The organism is Janthinobacterium sp. CG3, assembly GCF_000344615.1.
GTDB lineage: Bacteria > Pseudomonadota > Gammaproteobacteria > Burkholderiales > Burkholderiaceae_D > Janthinobacterium.
Genome location: NZ_KB467824.1, coordinates 2,385,631 through 2,403,422, shown reverse-complemented (window position 1 = coordinate 2,403,422; position 17,792 = coordinate 2,385,631). Strand labels below are relative to the sequence as shown.

General features: G+C 62.2%; 14 protein-coding genes. 12 read left to right on the top strand and 2 right to left on the bottom strand.

All coding sequences use genetic code 11. The annotated features are described in order from the left end of the window. The first annotated feature begins 29 nt into the window (after positions 1-29). Positions 30-800: a hypothetical protein gene (locus JANGC3_RS0110335; RefSeq protein ID WP_157406564.1), complete on the top strand. Its 771-nt coding sequence runs from the start codon at positions 30-32 to the stop codon at positions 798-800. Between the two features lie 3 nt (positions 801-803). Here JANGC3_RS0110335 and JANGC3_RS32560 read toward each other — a convergent pair whose 3' ends face one another. Next, a complete protein-coding gene (locus JANGC3_RS32560) occupies positions 804-1,208 on the bottom strand; it encodes a hypothetical protein (protein ID WP_157406563.1) in 405 nt (134 codons plus the stop codon). 10 nt (positions 1,209-1,218) lie between these two features. Further along, on the bottom strand, positions 1,219-4,542 hold the full coding sequence (locus JANGC3_RS0110325; RefSeq protein ID WP_026132815.1) for an nSTAND1 domain-containing NTPase: 3,324 nt from the start codon (positions 4,540-4,542) through the stop codon (positions 1,219-1,221). Positions 4,543-4,792: 250 nt separating this feature from the next. On the opposite strand from JANGC3_RS0110325, the gene tssB reads away from it, so the two are divergent. The 11 genes from tssB to JANGC3_RS0110275 all read left to right on the top strand — a co-directional run bounded on the left by tssB (position 4,793) and on the right by JANGC3_RS0110275 (position 17,774). Beyond that, positions 4,793-5,332, top strand: coding sequence for a type VI secretion system contractile sheath small subunit (gene tssB, locus JANGC3_RS0110320; RefSeq protein ID WP_026132814.1), 540 nt, complete (start codon positions 4,793-4,795; stop codon positions 5,330-5,332). Between the two features lie 41 nt (positions 5,333-5,373). Then, positions 5,374-6,867 (top strand): type VI secretion system contractile sheath large subunit, encoded by a 1,494-nt coding sequence (gene tssC / locus JANGC3_RS0110315; RefSeq protein WP_017876417.1) that lies wholly within the window; start codon positions 5,374-5,376, stop codon positions 6,865-6,867. A 90-nt stretch (positions 6,868-6,957) separates the two neighbouring features. Continuing rightward, a complete protein-coding gene (locus tag JANGC3_RS0110310) occupies positions 6,958-7,443 on the top strand; it encodes an Hcp family type VI secretion system effector (RefSeq protein WP_035788540.1) in 486 nt (161 codons plus the stop codon). Positions 7,444-7,804: 361 nt separating this feature from the next. Next, positions 7,805-8,455 carry a hypothetical protein gene (locus tag JANGC3_RS32555; protein WP_157406562.1) on the top strand — a complete coding sequence of 217 codons (651 nt, stop codon included), beginning with the start codon at positions 7,805-7,807 and terminating at the stop codon, positions 8,453-8,455. 365 nt (positions 8,456-8,820) lie between these two features. Continuing rightward, positions 8,821-9,276: a type VI secretion system baseplate subunit TssE gene (gene tssE, locus JANGC3_RS0110305; RefSeq protein ID WP_035787595.1), complete on the top strand. Its 456-nt coding sequence runs from the start codon at positions 8,821-8,823 to the stop codon at positions 9,274-9,276. 16 nt (positions 9,277-9,292) lie between these two features. After that, positions 9,293-11,047 (top strand): type VI secretion system baseplate subunit TssF, encoded by a 1,755-nt coding sequence (gene tssF, locus JANGC3_RS0110300; protein ID WP_017876414.1) that lies wholly within the window; start codon positions 9,293-9,295, stop codon positions 11,045-11,047. Then, the gene (tssG, locus tag JANGC3_RS0110295) at positions 11,035-12,054 is read left to right on the top strand and encodes a type VI secretion system baseplate subunit TssG (protein WP_017876413.1); all 1,020 of its coding nucleotides are present in this window, start codon (positions 11,035-11,037) and stop codon (positions 12,052-12,054) included. The genes tssF and tssG overlap by 13 nt, the downstream gene beginning before the upstream one ends. After that, on the top strand, positions 12,044-14,677 hold the full coding sequence (gene tssH, locus JANGC3_RS0110290) for a type VI secretion system ATPase TssH (RefSeq protein WP_035788538.1): 2,634 nt from the start codon (positions 12,044-12,046) through the stop codon (positions 14,675-14,677). Before tssG ends, tssH begins: the two co-directional genes overlap by 11 nt. Next, the gene (locus tag JANGC3_RS0110285) at positions 14,674-16,710 is read left to right on the top strand and encodes a type VI secretion system Vgr family protein (RefSeq protein ID WP_017876411.1); all 2,037 of its coding nucleotides are present in this window, start codon (positions 14,674-14,676) and stop codon (positions 16,708-16,710) included. Before tssH ends, JANGC3_RS0110285 begins: the two co-directional genes overlap by 4 nt. Further along, complete coding sequence (locus JANGC3_RS0110280; protein ID WP_017876410.1) at positions 16,711-17,388, top strand: toxin-antitoxin system YwqK family antitoxin; 678 nt, start codon at positions 16,711-16,713, stop codon at positions 17,386-17,388. Further along, positions 17,388-17,774 (top strand): DUF4280 domain-containing protein, encoded by a 387-nt coding sequence (locus JANGC3_RS0110275; RefSeq protein WP_026132811.1) that lies wholly within the window; start codon positions 17,388-17,390, stop codon positions 17,772-17,774. The genes JANGC3_RS0110280 and JANGC3_RS0110275 overlap by 1 nt, the downstream gene beginning before the upstream one ends. Positions 17,775-17,792 lie beyond the last annotated feature (18 nt).

Genomic DNA, 17,792 nt, shown 5'->3' with positions numbered 1-17,792 from the left:
CTGAATCACTTTTTATGATTGGGACGAATATGAATGCCTCTATCTCTGTTGCATCGAATATTGCCGCAACCTCAATGGAAAGCGATGAGCGGTGGCAGGCTGTGCAGCGCGTGCTGAGCAGCCCGTTATTCGTTAAGGCGCCACGTATGCGCGCCATGTTGTCGTTCCTGATGATCAGGAAACTGAGTGGCATGGAAGAATCGATTAGCGAGTACGCGGTGGGGATTGAGGTATTTCGGCGTGATGCGCGTGATTACGATACGACTACCGATCCTGTCGTGAGGGTGCAGATGGGCCGGCTGCGCGGTCGTCTCGCTCAATATTACGCAACAGCAAGCAATTGCGGCAGCTTCCAAATTGTGATTCCGCCCGGAACGTATGTGCCGGAGCTGACGCCATGTGAAAGAAAACGGCCTGTTCCGTGCAACAAAACGCAGTGGGTGCCATTGCGAGTGCTCACCCCGAACAACGGCACAAACGAGTTCACCTGCGGACTTGAGGAAGAACTCGCCCTGCTACTATTTCAGCGCTTTGGCAATGGGCAAGACATCGACCTGGCGCAGCATCACCGCATCGAAGTGAGTGTCAGGGTGGAACAGCGCCGTGCGCGCGCGTCGATACGGCTGATTGATGCGGGCACGGAAGACATTGTTTTTCTCCAGCAATGCGACTGTTATGGCGATCTCGGCATAATGCTGCAGGAGGAGTTGGCGCTGGAAATCTTCAATATCTTGCAGAAGTTCATGCACTCCTCCCAGCGTTCAGCGCAAGGCCGTCCAGCCGATGCGCTTTGGACTTAGTCCTTACTTCGGCGTGGTAATGTTGCCTTCCTGCGGATCGTCATGGATGCTTTTACCAGCGACCTTGTTTCTGAACAGGAGATAGAAATGATATTCGGTGTCTAGCTCGTCATATTCAGTAACCATCAACAAACGGTTATCCGCGCGATAATGAGGAATAGTATTTGAGCCGTTTCTAGGCTTGATCTTTTTCTTGAAGCACCATCCATTGCGCGTAGCCGCGTAGTCGAGGGCATAAACGGTATGGTAGGGAGCATGTGCGTTGAGGGAACATCCGGTTGCCTCAACGTGCAGCAAACCCGTTTCGGGGTCTGTATAAGTGTATGAGACCTGTGCTTTCCTGTCCAAGCCGGTGATAGAGACAAGGACGATTATTTGAGATATAAGGCGAGGGTGGTTGCGTGACATAGAGTCTTTCTTATTGGGGGAAGTTCAGTTGACGATAAATGGAGTCGCGATAGCCAATCTGATGCAATCGCTTCCACGGGATGTTGCTGGAATGACCTTCCTGCAGGCAAAGGGTCGCACGTCCCCACGGGTCGAGGATTTGAAAGTCCATGGTGGCTTTGGTCCCAGGATCAATCAAGGCATAGGCATGCCGGCAAATTTTCGCCGATAGTCCCTGGTTTTTTTCCGAGCGTAGTATCGTTGCGTAGACCAGCAGGGATTCGACCAGCAAAAGCCGTACCTTGAAGTTTGCCGGGTTATTGGCGTACAAGGTCTTGAGCTGCGCAGTGGCCGATTCGCTCTCTCGCCTGGCCAGCGCGGCGTTACCGCTTGCTAGCACGGCCTTCGCAAGCTGATAGCGGGCCACTGCCTCGCTGCTCGCCCACAGGACGTTTTGAGGATTGAGTTTCAGCGAGGCCGCCAACGTCGAATGCACCTGCCGGAGCCGGGGCAGAATGGCGGACGGGGGCTCCCGGCGCGCTTTCACGCGCAATATGTCCTGTTCAATATTTGCCAGTTCGACTTGCCACGCGTGGTTCTTCTCGTCCTCCCGGGCGATGCGCAAAAAGAGCTCCTTTGCCGCGATGTGGTCGGCCAGGGCGCTGTCGTCGCGACCCAACGCCAGCGCCATCGTGGCACGATGCTGGAGTGCCTGGACCTGCCGCTTAACCCACATCGACTCGTCGGGAAATTGCGCGCGCAGCCGCAAAACGAGTTCCATTTCCTTCTGATACAGGTTTTCTGCCGACTTCAATTCGCCCAAGGACTGCCTGGCTAAACCCAGCCAGGAATAACTGTCTGCCAATTCAGCGATCAGTACTTTCGATTCGGGCGTGCGGCGCAGCGCGCCTTCCTTCAATGCGATGGACGCGGCAAACTCGGGCGCGGCAAACTCCGGCGTTCCCCGCGCGATGGCGAGCGAGCCGAGATTGTTGTGGGCGTAAGACTGTTCAATCCACCAATCAACCTTGTCCGGCTCAAGCGCGTGCACCTGGTTGGCAAACTGCAGATATTGCTGCCACGCCAGCGCAGCTGCCTGCAAGTTGTTGTGATCCTTGTGCAGCTGACCAACCCAGTAGGCATTGACACCGAGATTGTTGAGTACATGGATGTCGTTGGGATTCAAGGTATGTTGACGCTTCAAAATGGCGCTGGCTTTGTCCAAAGCATCAATGGCCTGAACGGCGTTGCCGCGCGATCGGCTGACTTCGCCGATCACTTGGAATGCCTTGGCGCGCAACGTCAACCCGGTTTGGCTGAGTGCGTCCGTTTGCGAGCCGCGCAGGTATTCAAGCGCCTTGCCGCTGATGCCTTCCAGTAAATCGAGCTTGCCCAGGGGGCGCAGCTTGTCGGCAAAGTCGCCCAGCATGTAGTCGGCCAGGCCTTCGACCTCGGTACGGCGTGCTTCGGCTGCGCGCCTGGCCGACAGCGCGCTGAGGGCGAGCGCGGAATTGAGCACGGCAAGCACGATGATCATCGCTAGCGCGGACAGGCGCGCCCATGCGAACTGGCGCGCCCGGCGGTTGGACAAGCGAATCAGCTCGGATTCGGCCGGCTCCAAGGACCACAGGGCGGCATCGCGCAGCGCTTTGGCCTCGTCTAGCAACTTGCCGCGCGGGATGAGCAGGTCGACACGCCGTCCATCCGCGCTCCAGCGTGCCGCCTGCTGGGCCAGTCTGCCGCGCGCGCGCAAGGCATCGCGGTGCGCCGCTATCCATTCTTTCATCCGTGGCCAACGCCGCAGGATCGCTTCATGCGCAATGCCGAACACCTGCGTACCGCCGGCCAGGTCACTGACAAACAGGCGCGCTTCGACCAGCGCCGCCACCGTCTGGCGCGCCGCTTCGTTGCGCAGCGCGGACCACAGCGCGCGCTGGCTGCTTATCTGTTCCTTGTCGATCGATAGCACCGTCACCAGCGACATGATGTGGGGCAGTTCGGCGCGTTGCCCCTCCGTCAGGCCGACGACAAGCTGTTCCGCGCGCCGGCCGATAGCGCCTTCAAGATCGCCCAGCTCATAAAAGGCGTCGAAGCTCAGCTCGCCCTCGGGCGTGCGCAAGCGGTACAGCTCGTGCAAACAGTATTGCAGCAAAGGCAGGGCGTCCGGACTGGCGGTGGCGCTCTCGCACAATATATCGTCAAGGTTGGCGTGCGTAACGGGATCGACGCCAAAGCTCAGCTGCGCCGCCGCCGCCGGCTTGCGGATCATCTGCGCGATATCGCTGAAACTGGGCGGCGCAAGATCGACGTGGCCGGCATGCGCCTTCACCTCGATGAGCAGCGGAAGTTTGGCAATGCTCGGGTAAAAATCGTTGCGGCAGGCGAGCACGATCAGGCAGGCGCTGCTGCGCGCCAGATGGGCCAGCGTTGCCAGAAACGCGATACGCTCCTGCTCGCCGACGCGGCTGGCGTTGAAGAGCGCCTCAAAGCGGTCGATGAAAATGCCGAAGCGCATACCAGGGCGCTGCGGCGCCAGCGTGGCGTGAAGCTGTTCGCCGACGCTGGCGCAATCGTGTTCCAGGCGTTTGCCGAGCGCAACCGCGTTTTCATCTGGAAAGGCGCATGCCTCGTCCCATTGCAAGTCCAGCATCGCGCCGGCCAGCGCGGTAAATAGCGTTTGTTCGCCTTGGTCGGCGACGTCGAACGTTGTCGTGGCCAGCAGCGCGGCGCCGGCGCTGGCCTGCGCGCGCGCGAACGCCGGGAACAGGCCCGCCTGCACCAGTGAGGTTTTGCCTGAACCGCTAGGACCCAGCAGCAGCAGCAGGGCGAGGCCACTGTCGATCTGAGCCTGCGCCGCAATCGCCAGTTTGCGCGTTGCCTCGTCGCGGCCGTAGAACACGGGTGCATGGGCCTCGTCGAACGGCAGCAAGCCACGGAACGGCGAGCCCCCATCCCAATGTGAAACGCGGTGGATATCGTCAACGGTGAAATCGAGCTCTGCAACAGTGCGGTAGCCGCGTTTGCGGATGGTTTCGATGAAGATTGGCGCGGCCGCGTCGTCGCCCAATAGGCGGCGCAGCTGGGCTATGTTTTTGTGGACGGGACTGTCGCCATGAATCGTGCTGCCCCAGCATTGCTCCAACAGTTGCTCTGTGCTGACCGTCTCGCCGTTGGCGCGGCACAGTGCCACCAGCACATCCATTGTGCGCGGCTCCATTTGGCGCGTGCCGATGGCGCTTTCGATGGAATTGGATGAAGGGTCGACCAGCCACGCGCCGAGGCGGAACCGCGCTTTGGCACGGAACGCGTTACCAACCTGGCTGGCGGTGCCAACCGGGGAAAGGCGACGGGGCATGGTATCGGAAGTTGATAGTAGTCAAATGACAATATTGCATCCTATCACGGCCTCGTCATCGTGTCGACGTCACTGTTGTAGAAGCGAGACCAAGGTTGTTACTTGTGTTACGCGGCGGCGAACTCCTACCATCAATTCCGAACTACCCGATTTACAAAAACAAGTTGACGGTGTTGTCAGGCCCATAAAAGTGTTCTGGTCGGCCTGCTCGATCGTCTGTTCCACAAGTCCAACAACGAGTGAGGGTGTGATGTCAGAGAGCTTGCAAAAATGGGTGGGACGCAATCGTCCGCCGCGCGTGCAGATTACCTACGACGTGGAAATCGGCGGCGCCATCGAGAAGAAGGAACTGCCGTTGGTGGTCGGCCTGCTGGCCGACTTGTCCGGCCAGCCGTTGGTGGCGCCGCCTAAACTGAAGGCGCGCCGCCTGGTGGAAATCGACCGCGACAACTTTAACGAAGTCATGGCCAAGATCGCGCCGCGGCTGGACCTGTCGGTGCCCGACACCTACAAGGGCGAGGGCAGCCTGAAGATTGAATTGAACTTCACCGAGTTCGACCACTTCCATCCCGAGGCCATCGTCAATCAAGTGCCGCGGCTGGCCAAGCTGCTCGAAGTGCGCCAGCAACTGCGCGACCTGCTCGGCAAGCTCGACGGCAATGACGAACTCGATTCGCTGCTCGAAAACATCGTGCAGAACACCGAAGAGCTGAAAACCCTGCGCACCGACGATGCCGCTGCGCCAGCCGCCGAGGCGACGGCCGACAGTGCCGAAGCGGTCGCGTCCTGATCGCGCCTTGATGTATTCCAACATTTGAAGAGAGTTCAATTATGGCCAGCACTCAAACGGTTGAAAGCGGCGCCGGCAATGCCGCCGTAGTGGAAATGAGCCTGTTGGATCGTATCGTCCAGGAAGGCAAAATGGCGGTCGACCCTTCGCAGAACGTGTATGCACGCAAACTGCTGGGGCAGTTTGCCACCCAGGTGCTTGACGAGGGCATGAAGGCGGCACCGGACAAGGGCATCGTGACGATGATCAATGAACGCGTCGCCCAGATCGACAAGATCCTGAGCGACCAGGTCAACGCCATCATGCACGATGAACGTTTCCAGACGCTGGAAGCATCGTGGCGCGGCCTGCGCGACATGGTGTTCGGCACCGAAACGAGCACCAAGCTGAAGCTGCGCTTGCTGAACGTGTCCAAGAAAGAGCTGTTGAAAGACCTCGAAGGCGCCGTCGATCACGACATGAGCGTGCTGTTCAAGAAAATTTACGAGGAAGAGTACGGCACCTATGGCGGGCACCCATATTCGCTGTTCATCGGCGATTACTACTTCGGCCGCCATCCGCAGGACATGGCCTTGATCGAACGCCTGTCGAAAGTGGCGGCCGCCGCGCACGCGCCGTTCATCGCCGCCGCCGCCCCTTCGCTGTTTGATATGAACTCGTTCACCGAGCTGGGCGTACCGCGCGATATGTCAAAGATCTTCGAGAGCGCCGAACTGACCTCGTGGCGCGGTTTTCGCGAGTCGGAAGACTCGCGCTACGTGGCGTTGGTGCTGCCGCGCTATGCCGCCCGTTTGCCGTATGGCGCCAAGACCATCCCGGTGGACTCGTTCGCGTTCGAGGAAGATGTCAACGGCAAGGACCACAGCAAATACCTGTGGGCTAATTCCGTCTATCAGCTGGGCCTGCGCATCACCGATTCCTTCGCCAAGCATAGCTGGACCACGGCCATTCGCGGCGTCGAAGGCGGTGGCAAGATCACCGGCATGACGGCGCACACCTTCAAGACGGACGAGGGCGACATCGCGCTCAAATGCCCGACCGAGGTGTTCATCACCGACCGGCGCGAGAAGGAGTTGAACGATCTGGGCTTTATTGCCGTGGTCAATTCCAAGGGCTCGGATGTGGCGGCGTTTTTCGGCGGCCAGTCGGTCAATAAGCCCAAGTTGTACAACCTGGATGCGGCCAACGCCAACGCAGCGCTGTCGTCGCGGCTGCCGTATGTGCTGGCCGCGTCGCGTTTTGCTCACTATATCAAGGTGATCATGCGCGACAAGATCGGCAGTTTCCAGAGCCGCCAGAGCGTGGAGAACTATCTCAACAACTGGCTGGCCGACTACGTCCTGCTGAGCGCAAATGCTTCGCAGGGTGAAAAAGCGCGCTTTCCGTTGTCGGAGGGGCGGGTTGACGTCACTGACCTGCCGGGCAAGCCGGGCGCCTATTCGGCTGTCGTTTTCCTGAAGCCGCACTTTCAGATGGAAGAGTTGACCACCTCGATACGCTTGGTGGCGGAGTTGCCTGCGGCGGTTGCCGCGTAATCGGTGTGCGGGCTTGGTGCCCGCACACCTTGTTTTCATTAGCGTGGCGCTGTCCATAACAGCACCGGCCTACTTTACATGGAGCACAAAATGTCAGACGTTCTTATTTTGGATCTGGGTGATAAATACAAGGGCAATTGCACCATCGACGGCTATGCGGACAAGATCATTGTCAGTTCGTTTTCGCATAACGCCTACCTGCCGATGGGCAGCGATTCGGCCAATACCGAACGCACGTTGGGTCGGCCTGTGTTGTCGGAAATGTCGTTCTCAAAATCGTCAGACTTGTGCACCACCGAATTGTTCAAGGCCTGCACGCAAGGCAGCAAGATCGGTCCTGCGAAGCTGAGCATTGGCCGCGTCGAGAACGGCGTGTACATGAATTTCATGACCTACACGATGGACAATGCGATGGTGTCGCAAATGAGTTGCGGAGGCGGTGGGGGCATTCCTAACGATTCGTTTTCGCTCAATTTTACAAAAATTGGCGCGGTGTTCGCGCAGCAGAATGCCGATTCGACCAAAAAAGGCACAGGCACGTGGAATTGGAACTTGGGGACCATGAAAGCTGACTGAGTCAGTACTAACTTTCTAGAAAGTAAAGTCATGGTTCCTCATAGGGGGAAGAGTGACTTTTCTAGCTAGAAGGTTAGTAGTACGGACGCTCAGCCAAAGGCGCTGCAATGTGGAATTGGAACCGTGAAACCTTGAAGGCAGATTGGTCAAATGTTGATGCTTGCAACCGGAGCCTCAGGCTAAGGAATTATTGATTAATTTTTCTTCGCAGCTAAAAGCGCCTTCGGAAACACCTATTTCGGACGTGGAGACGCAGAGTGTAGGGACAGTTTCACCATTTGGACATTTCTTGGCCAAGATGTCGGAATGGCGGAACGGCAGAAGTTGTCGAGCAGTGATTTATTCCTTGGGGAGACGAGTGATGATTTTTATTGAAAAAGCATTTATTAATGGCAGGCAACGACCTGGTCTTGATGGCAGCAGGGTCCGATTGCTAGACATTGCGGAACTGGAACAATGGCTGCAGCTAGGCAACGAGGCGCTCTCACCGGAAGATCGTTCCAACGCAATCCGGATATTGAATAGCAACGAAGTTTATATATGTCATTTAGATGCCCAAAATACGTTCGGGATATTTATCCGGAATAAAAGAGTGCTGGTATCTCCCGCACCGCAGTCCGGATCGGCGTCCAATCATGCGCCGTACAATGCGAATTGTGCCTCCGCTGCCGCTTCGTGGCCCAATTATGCGCCCTACAATTCGAATTCTGCTTCCGCTGCCGCTTCGTCATCAAGTAGTCAGATTGGGCAAAGTTCCCAACGTTCGGAATTTAATTTTAACAGTGTTGTGCACCACGGTTCGAACGGGGCGAGCTACGCGGCGCAGGCTTGGGAACAGGGGATTGCAAGATCTTCCCTAGCTGGGCTGGGAAATGTGCATTCAATTCCTGGAGCGTCTGCATTTGTTATGAGACCGGCTATACGTCCGTCAGGCGCCGGGCGAGCCAGGTTAATCTCTGCTGGAATCCAGATTGGCGCGGGCGTGGCTAATAAATATTTTAATGGACGATGATCGGATTGCCGCTGTGCGCCGGGATTTGTATTTTCCATTCGGGGTAAATTAGAAATAGCGTTATTTTAATTCTCCCACTTGTAGATTCATCCGACTGGGTTTTGGTTGCGCAAGCATGATCTGTGAGACTGAAGTTTGATGGCCAATGAAGATGACGATCTTCATTGACCATCGTCGCTTCTGGACAGCCCCTTTTTCACGCGCACGTCCTTGCGTCCACACTCACAACGATCAGATACGCACTTGTTACTAGTGTTACGCGCGAACGGCCGCCTACCATTGACTTCGAACTACCCGATTCACGAAGCGCGAGCTCTGCGATGCGCGTTGTTTCCACTGCAAGCAACCTTGGTCAGGGTGATCCCATGAACGCAATGCCAGCCAGCGCACCGATACCAATGTTCGACCGCCTCTGCGGCAAGCTGCTGGCAACGGATGACGAGTCGCCCGATCCAGGCGGCCTGCAGCACTCGCTGCGTCAAGACATGGTCCGTTTGTTCAATGTGCGCAATGGCCTGACCATTGAGCAGTTCTTGAGCGACTCGCCAACGGCGCTGCACTACGGCCTGCCCGATACGCTGGGACTGTCGCCGCAATCGGCGGCGGACATCGCGCGCTGGGAGCTGGTGGTAGCGCGGGCCATCGCGCTGTACGAACCGCGCCTGTCGCAGGTGCACGTGCATATCACGCACGACGACGACCATCCGGCGGCGGCGCGCATCAATATCGACGCCGCCGTCGCCCTCGGTTGGCATGTGTGCCGCGTGTATTTTCACGTGCTCCTCAACGACGGTACGGCGCAACTGGCTGCGGCCGCGTAAGGACGGGGACGTGACCATGAACAGCCAGGACGACCTGCTCGAATACTACCGCCGCGAATTAAGCTATCTGCGCACGCAGTCGGCGGATTTCGCCGCGCGCTATCCGAAAGTCGCGCGTCACCTGATGTTGACGGGCGCCGAGACCGCCGATCCGCATACCGAGCACATGATCGAGTCGGTGGCCTTTGTCACTGCCCGCCTGCACCGTGATCTGGATCGCGATCAACCCGCCGTGGCCGGCGCCATGCTCGACAATCTGTGTCCCAATCTGACGCAGCCGGTACCCGCCATGACCGTGGTGCAGATGGCGCTTGACCCCACCGAAGGCAAGGTCACGGCCGGCATGCCGGTGCGGCGCGGGACCATGCTGTCGGCCAGCGCCGCTAGCGGCGAACAGTGCCGATTCCAGGTGGCGTGGGACACGACCTTGTGGCCGCTGCGCGTGGCGAACATCGCGCAGGACGACCCGCGCACGCTGCGCCTGGACTTCCAAGCCGACGCCGGCGTCGATGTCGCCGAGCTGGAGTTGGACACCTTGTCCCTGCACCTGGCCGGAGACCTGATGACGACGATGCCTTTGCACGAGATGCTTCTCAGTGCCCTGGAGCGCGTTGAGCTGCTTGGGGATAGTGGTGTGCATCGCCTGTCGCCCCGCCAGTTGACGGAAGTCGGCTTCGGCGAAGACGAGGCGATGTTGTGCAAGCCCGGTCATGCCCACCCCGCCTACGGCCTGGTGCAGGAATACTTCGCCTTCCCCCGCAAATTCCAGTTCTTCGACCTGAGCGGCCTGCGTGGGCGCCTGGGCAACGGTAGCCGTTTTTCGGTGCGCCTTATCTTCACCCACAGCGCGCCAGTGCTGTCGCTGCTAACGCATGACAATGTGCTGCTCAACTGCGTGCCGGCGGTGAACCTGTTCCCCGTCACCAGCGAGCCGATCGCCTTCAACCGCCGCCATTACGAATACCTGCTGGTGCCCGACCGCCGCCGCGACGCCGTCATGGAGGTGCACTCGATCGTATCGGTGACCGCGTCCGATCCCCAAGCCGAGCGCAGCGTGCAGATTCCCAACGCCTTCGCCGACGCCGATGTGGATGGCGAGGGCGCGCCAATGAGTTGGACCATGCGCCGCGAAACCAGCCTGCGCAAGGGCATCAACGGCACCGACGTGTATCTCAGCTTTATCGAAGGCGGCAATGTGCGCGCCGCCTTGCCGGAGCAGGTGATGTACGCCCAACTGCTTTGCACCAACCGCCAGTTGGCCGACCAGATCGAGCCGGGCACCCGCTTCTACGGCGACGGCATTGCCGCTTCCACCGTCATTCGCGCGTTGTACCCGCCAAGCGCCCAGCGCGCGCCGGCCGCCGCCACCAAGGCGCTGTGGTCGCTGGTGTCGCTGATGCGCCTGAACCACCACTCGCTGGTCCACGGCGGCGCCAGCGTACCGACCTTGCGGCGGATGCTGATGCTGTTCGCCGGCGGCAGCGCGCGCGACCAGGTCCAGATACGCGGCATCGAGCGCCTGCACGCAAGCGGCGCCATGGCGCGCATTGGCGGCGACACCTGGCGTGGCCACTGCCGCGGCACCGACATCGAACTCGAATTCGATGCGGACGCCTTCGCCGGATCGTCGCCGCTGGTGCTGGCCGCGGTGCTGGCCCGCTTTTTCGCGCTGTACACCACCGCCAATTCCTTCGTGCGCCTGTCCGTCGTGCGGCGTGGCGAACTGTGGAAGCAATGGCCAGCCATGGTGGGGCGACAATGCCTGATCTGATCGCCCAGCTGCGCCGCGCGCCGCACGAGTTCAACCTGTTCCAGGCCATCAGCCTGCTCGAACGCAGCGAACCATCGCGTGCGCCGGTCGGCACCGGGCAGGGTATCGATGAAGCGGTGCGACTGGCAGGCCAGACCGACTTCGCCTTCCCGGCGAGCGACATTGCCAGCCTGGGCGACAGCGCCCGGCCGGGTCCACCCTTGATGCTGCGCACCGCCGCATTGACACTGGCGGGCGGGCATGGCCCGATCGCCACGCCGTTCACCGAAATGCTGCTGGAGCAGCGCCGCCAGCGCGACTATGCGGGGCTCGATTTTCTCGACATCTTCAATCAGCGCCTGATCGGCTTCTGGTACCGCAGCCGCTGCAAGCGGCATCTGGCCCTGCGCCCGCACGCGCGGGAAAGCGCTCCGCTGGTGCGGGCCCTGGACGCGTTGTCGGGACTGGGTCGTGGCGAAGGCGCGCGCGGACCGGATGGCGAACAGGCCTGGCTGCGCCACGCCGCGCTGCAAAGCGCCGCGCCGCGCTCCATGGCGACCTTGCTGGCGCTGCTGCGCGACCGCATCGGTGTCGCCTTTGCCGGACGGCAGATGGTCGGCCGCTGGCACGCGCTGGCCCCGCGCGACCATGCCCGCCTGGGCAAGCAGCAGCTGGGCATGGGCGCCAGTCTCGGCGCGCGCGCCTGGGACCAGTCGGCGGCGATGGCGCTCACGACAGCGCCATTGGCGCCTGCGCAGTTTGCCGCGCTGCTGCCGTCGGGCGACCAATATGGCCTGCTTGGCTGGCTGGTGGCCCGCCATCTGCAACAAGACATCAGCGTAAGCCTGCAACCGGCGTTGGCCGTGCAACCGGCCAGCCGTCTCGGCGGGGCGCAGGCGCTGGCGCCGCGCCTGGGGCAAAGCGCCTGGCTGTGCAGCGGCGCCGGCAGCGCACAAGCGTACCAACAACCGCGCTTCGACCTGCGCGCCCAACCACCACTGACCGGAGCTGATGGCCATGCAAATTGATATCCGCACGCTCATGTCGAAGCTCAACCCGGAGTGCAAGCGCGCGATGGGCCGCGCGGCCGAACTGTGCGTCCAGCAGACCCATTTCAACGTCGAACTGGAGCACCTTTTGCTGGCGCTCATCGAAGCGAACGCCCCGGACCTGACGCTGATGCTCGCGCACTTCGGCATCGACGCGGATGCGGTGCGCACCCAGACGCAAGCGAGCCTTGATGGCTTCAAACGCGGCAACGGCCGTACCCCGGCCTTGTCGCCCAACTTCACGGCGATGTTCCAGGAAGCCTGGTTGAACAGTTCCATGCGGCTGGGCGCGCAGCAGATCCGTTCCGGCACCGTGCTGCTGGCAATGCTGGAGCTGGACAGCCTGCGTGGCGTGCTGATCGAGACCGCGCCGGCCTTGCTGAAGATCCCCCGCGACCGTCTTAAAGCCGATCTGGCGCAACTGTTGGCGCAATCGGCGGAAGACGCCGGTCCCGCGTCGGGCACGCCAGTGGCGCCGGCCGGCGCCTCGCCGGCACTGGACCAGTACACCGTCGACATGACCGCGCTGGCGCGCGCCGGGCGCATCGACCCGGTACGCGGGCGCAATGCCGAGATCCGCCAGATCATCGACATTTTGCTGCGCCGCCGCCAGAACAACCCCATCCTCACCGGTGAAGCCGGCGTCGGCAAGACCGCCGTGGTCGAGGGCTTTGCCGTGCGCGTGGCGCAGGGCGGCGTGCCGCCGGCGCTGGCCAATGTGCGCGTCTGCTCGCTCGACCTGGCGCTGTTGCAGGCCGGCGCCGGGGTGCGCGGCGAGTTTGAACACCGCCTCAAATCCGTCATCGCCGAAGTGCGCGCCTCGGCCACGCCAATCATCCTGTTCATCGACGAAGCGCATCAGCTGATCGGCGCGGGCGGTACCGAAGGGCAGGGCGACGCCGCCAACTTGTTGAAGCCAGCCCTGGCACGCGGCGAGCTGCGCACCATCGCCGCCACCACCTGGGCCGAGTACAAGAAACACGTGGAACGCGATCCGGCGCTGGCGCGGCGCTTCCAGGTGGTGAAGGTGGACGAACCGACGCCGGAAGCGGCCATCGGCATGTTGCGCGGCATGGTGGACGTGTTGACCCGTCACCACCAGGTGGAAATTTTGGATGAAGCCGTGCGCGACGCGGTGCGCCTGTCGCACCGCTATATTACCGGGCGCCAGCTGCCGGACAAGGCGATCAGCGTGCTCGATACGGCCTGCGCGCGGGTCGCCCTGGCGCTTGCCGGCACGCCGCCGCAGCTGGAGTCGGTCGAGCACGAAATCATGCTGGCGGTCGAGGAGCTGCGCATTTTGCGCAAGCAGTTGGCGCGCGGCGAGGGTGACGGGGCCCAGGCCGATCAAGTGGCGGCTGCGCTCTCCCGTTTGCATGCGCGCCGTGCGCAGCTGCGCGACAAGCTCGCCGAGGAACGGCGTGCGGTGGACGAGATCCTGATTCTGCGCCGCCGCATCGCCGAGCGCAGCGACGGCAGCGAAGAGCAGCAAGCCGACGCCGCCCAGCTGCAACGCTTGCAAAAGGGCTTGGAGACGATACAGGACGGCGAAGCGCTGGTGCCGGTGTGCGTCGATTCGGCCACGGTCGCCGATGTGATTTCGGGCTGGACCGGCATCCCGGTTGGCAAAATGCTCGCCGATGAAATTCACACCGTGCTGCAGCTGCACGAGCGCCTGTGCGAGCGCGTGGTCGGGCAGGACCAGGCGCTGGACGCCATCGCCAGCCGCGTGCGCACCTTCCGCGCGGAGCTGGACGACCCTGGCAAGCCGGTCGGGGTATTCATGCTGGTCGGCCCCAGCGGCGTCGGCAAGACCGAGACCGCCTGCGCGCTGGCCGACATGCTCTACGGCGGCGAACGCAATCTGATCACCATTAACATGTCGGAGTTCCAGGAGGCGCATTCCATCTCCAGCCTGAAAGGCGCGCCACCGGGCTACGTCGGCTACGGCAAGGGCGGCGTCTTGACCGAGGCGGTGCGGCGCCGGCCCTACAGCGTGGTGCTGCTCGACGAGATGGAAAAAGCCCATCCCGACGTGCTGGAACTGTTCTTCCAGGTGTTCGACAAGGGCACCATGGACGATGGCGAGGGTGTCGCGATCAATTTCAAGAACACCCTGATCCTGCTGACGTCGAACGCGGCCCAGGACGTGATCACTGAAGCCTGCCAGGCCTCGCGCGGCGCGCCGCCCGACCCGGCCGCGCTGGTTGAGCGCCTGCGCCCGGTGTTGCTGCGCCAGTTCAGCCCCGCCTTCCTTGGCCGCGTGGTACTGGTTCCGTACTACCCGCTGGGCGACGCCGAAATCAGCGTCATCGCCGAGATGAAGCTGGCCAGGCTGGCCGAGCGCTTCAGCGCCAATCACCAGGCGCGCTTCAGCTGGGACGACGCCGTCACCGCGGCCATCACCGCGCGCTGCACCGAGGTCGATAGCGGCGCCCGCAACATCGATTTCATCCTGACCCAGACCGTGCTGCCGCGGTTGTCGTCGCAGGTCCTGGAGCGCATGTCCACCGCCTGCGCATTCTGCGCGGTCCATATGCGCATGGATGGCGAGCAGTTCGCGTACAGCTTTCGCGATAGCCCGGTGCGGGGTGCGGCGTGAAGGATAACTTCAAACAGGCTGGCGGCATGTTGCGGCTCAGCTCCCCGCTGGGCGCCGACGACCTGCTGCTCGACAGCATGGAGGGCAGCGAGGGCTTGTCCGAGTTGTTCAAGTTCAGTCTGCACATGCGCTCGGGCAGCACGTCGCTCAGCGCGGAGGCGGTGGTCGGGAAAAATATGACGGTGACGATCAGCGTCCCGGGCGCGGCCCCACGCCACGTCGGCGGAATGGTGGCGCGCTTCGCCCAGACGGGACAGGACAAGGACTTCGCCGTCTACGAGGCCGAGCTGGTCCCCGCGCTATGGCTGTTGACCCTGTCGCGCGACCGCAAGGTCTTTTCGAACCAGAGCGTGGACGCGATTGTGGGCGATGTGCTGACCTTGTTTGGCATTTCCTTTGACTCAAAACTGGCAGGCGTTTATCCCAAGCGCGACTATTGCGTGCAGTACGACGAAAGCGCCTTCGACTTCGTCTCGCGGCTCATGGAGCAGGCCGGCATCGTTTACTACTTCACCTTCAGCGCCGGGGGCCACCGCATGGTGCTGGCCGATGCGCCGGCGCACTTCGCCGACTGCGACGGCGGCGCCGAGATCCGCTTCTGGCCGGGCACCGGCCTGACCAAACCGGCCGACACGGTCACGCGCTTCGCCCATGAGCACCGCATCGCGCTGCAGAAGGCGACGGTGAGCGACTACGACTTCCGCACGCCCGACACCTCGCTCGAAGGCAATTTCGCAGGGACCGCAGGCAAGGGCGCCATCTATGAATTCGCCAGCGGCCAGCCGACGCTCGATGCGGCCAAGGCGCTGGCCCAGCTCCGGGTGGAGGCCGGCCAGGCGGGCGCGCGGCTGCTGCATGGCGACAGCTACTGCCACGCCTTCGCCGCCGGCACGCGATTCACGCTGTCCGGCCACTTCGTGCCGGCGCTGAACGCGGCCTTCGTGCTGCGCCGCGTGCGCCATAGCGCGCGCGCCGACAGTTATGCGAATACCTTCGAGGCGTTTCCCGCAGCCGTGCCGTTCCGTCCAGTGGCGCAGACCCCGCGCCCGCGCGCGGGCGGCTGCGAAACGGCGATGGTGGTAGGGCCGGCGGGCGAGGAAATCTGGACCGACCGGCACGGCCGTATCAAGGTGCATTTTGCGTGGGACCGGGGCGCCAACGACCATGAACGGGCGCCGTGGATACGCGTGGCCCAGGCGTCCGCCGGCAAGGGCTTCGGCGCGCTGTTCCTGCCGCGCGTGGGCCACGAGGTTGTCATCAGCTACCTCAACGGCGACCCGGACCGGCCGCTCGTCACCGGTAGCGTCTACAACGGCAACAACACGACGCCGGCCGAACTGCCGGCCAATCAGACCCAGTCGATCCTGCGTACGCGTTCATCCAAGCAGGGCACGGCCGGCAATGAACTGCGCTTCGAGGATAAAAAAGACGCCGAGCAGCTGTACCTGCACGCGCAGAAGGACATGCTGGTCGAGATTGAAGACGCCCTCACCACCACGCTCAAGAAAGGCGCCGAGCTGCATACCCTGGAAGAAGGCGACCGCACGCTGGAACTCAAAAAGGGCAAGGAGATCCACACCGTGGCCGGCACCCGCGCCGTCTCCGTCAAGGGGGACGAAACCCATGCCAACGAAGCCAAGTTCACGCACACGGTCAAGGGCGACTATGCGCTCACCGTCGACGGCAGCTTGACCATCACCGTCAAGGGCGCCATCAAGATCGTCACGCAGGACGCGCTGTCGCTGGAGGCGGCCAAGGCGCTGTTGGCCAAGGCCGGCGAGACGCTGACCAACGACGCGGGCAAGGCGCTGACCAACAAGGCCGGCACTGAGCTGATTAACAAGGCCGGCACCGCGCTGACCTGCGAAGCGGGCACTGACCTGAGCAGCAAGGCCGGCAAGGCGCTGCTGCACAGCGCGGGCCTCAAGATCGAGAGCAAGGCGCCCATCATCAATAGCAAGGCCGACGCCGCGCACACGGTGGAAGCGGGCGCCAACCTGACGCTCAAGGGCGCGCTGACAAAGGTGAACTAGATGACGACGACCATCGAAGAACACGACGACAAGGGCCAGCTGCTGCTGCGCTGTGGAATGGCCGGCGGCGCGCTGCATGGCCCGCTGGAACAGTTCGGCGCTACAGGCTTGCCGGCCATGACCGCGCATTTCGAGGACGGCAAGCTGCATGGCGCCATGGCGGTGTATGGCCCCGACGGCGCGCTGGTGCAGCGCAGCGTGTATCGGCACGGGGTCGCGCACGGTTTGATGGAGACCTTCGTCAATGGACGCCGGGTGGCTGCGCAAAGCATGGCCGATGGCGTGGCCAACGGCCCGTCGCTGTCGTTCGACGAAGCCGGCCAGATGACGGCGCGGCTACCGCTCGCGGACGGCAAGCTGGAAGGGCCGGCCGCCTTTTATCACGAGGGCCGCCAGGTGCGCAGCGCCCATTACCGGGACGGCCTGCTGGACGGCGAATCGGTCGATCACGACGCCCAGGGCGCAGTGGTGCAGCGCTGTACCTACCGCGCCAATCTGCTGTGCGGCCCGGTGCGGCGCTACTGGCCCAACGGCGCGCTGATGGAGGAGCTGCTGTACCGCGACGGCGTGCCGTGCGGCCAACCGGCGCGCTTCAATCAGCGCGGCAAGCGGCTCGGCAACGCCGAGGCGGCGCCCATGCTGTTCGATCGGATCAAACAACTGCTAAGGGGGGAATGATGGGACAACAAGTTTGCGGCGGGGCGATGCTGAAATGCTCGTTCGGCCTCGCGCCCGGCACCTTGAACGTACTGCCACTGAGCCAGGTGATGACGTCGATGGCCGACGCCAACATCATGGATAACAAACCCATGGTCAACATCATGCCGTTCGGCATGTGCACCTCGCTGGCCAACCCACTGGTTGCCGCGGCGACGGCGGCGGCGTTGGGCGTGCTGGTGCCCATGCCGTGCATTCCGCTGACCACCGCGCCGTGGATGCCCGGTTCGCCGACGGTCTTGCTGGGCGGCCTGCCAGCGTTGAACAACGCGTCAAAGCTGATGTGCATGGCCGGCGGCGTGATCGAAATTTCCGTGCCCGGTCAGACGACCGTGGTGCTTCCTTAACCTTGTCTGGCGAGGCCG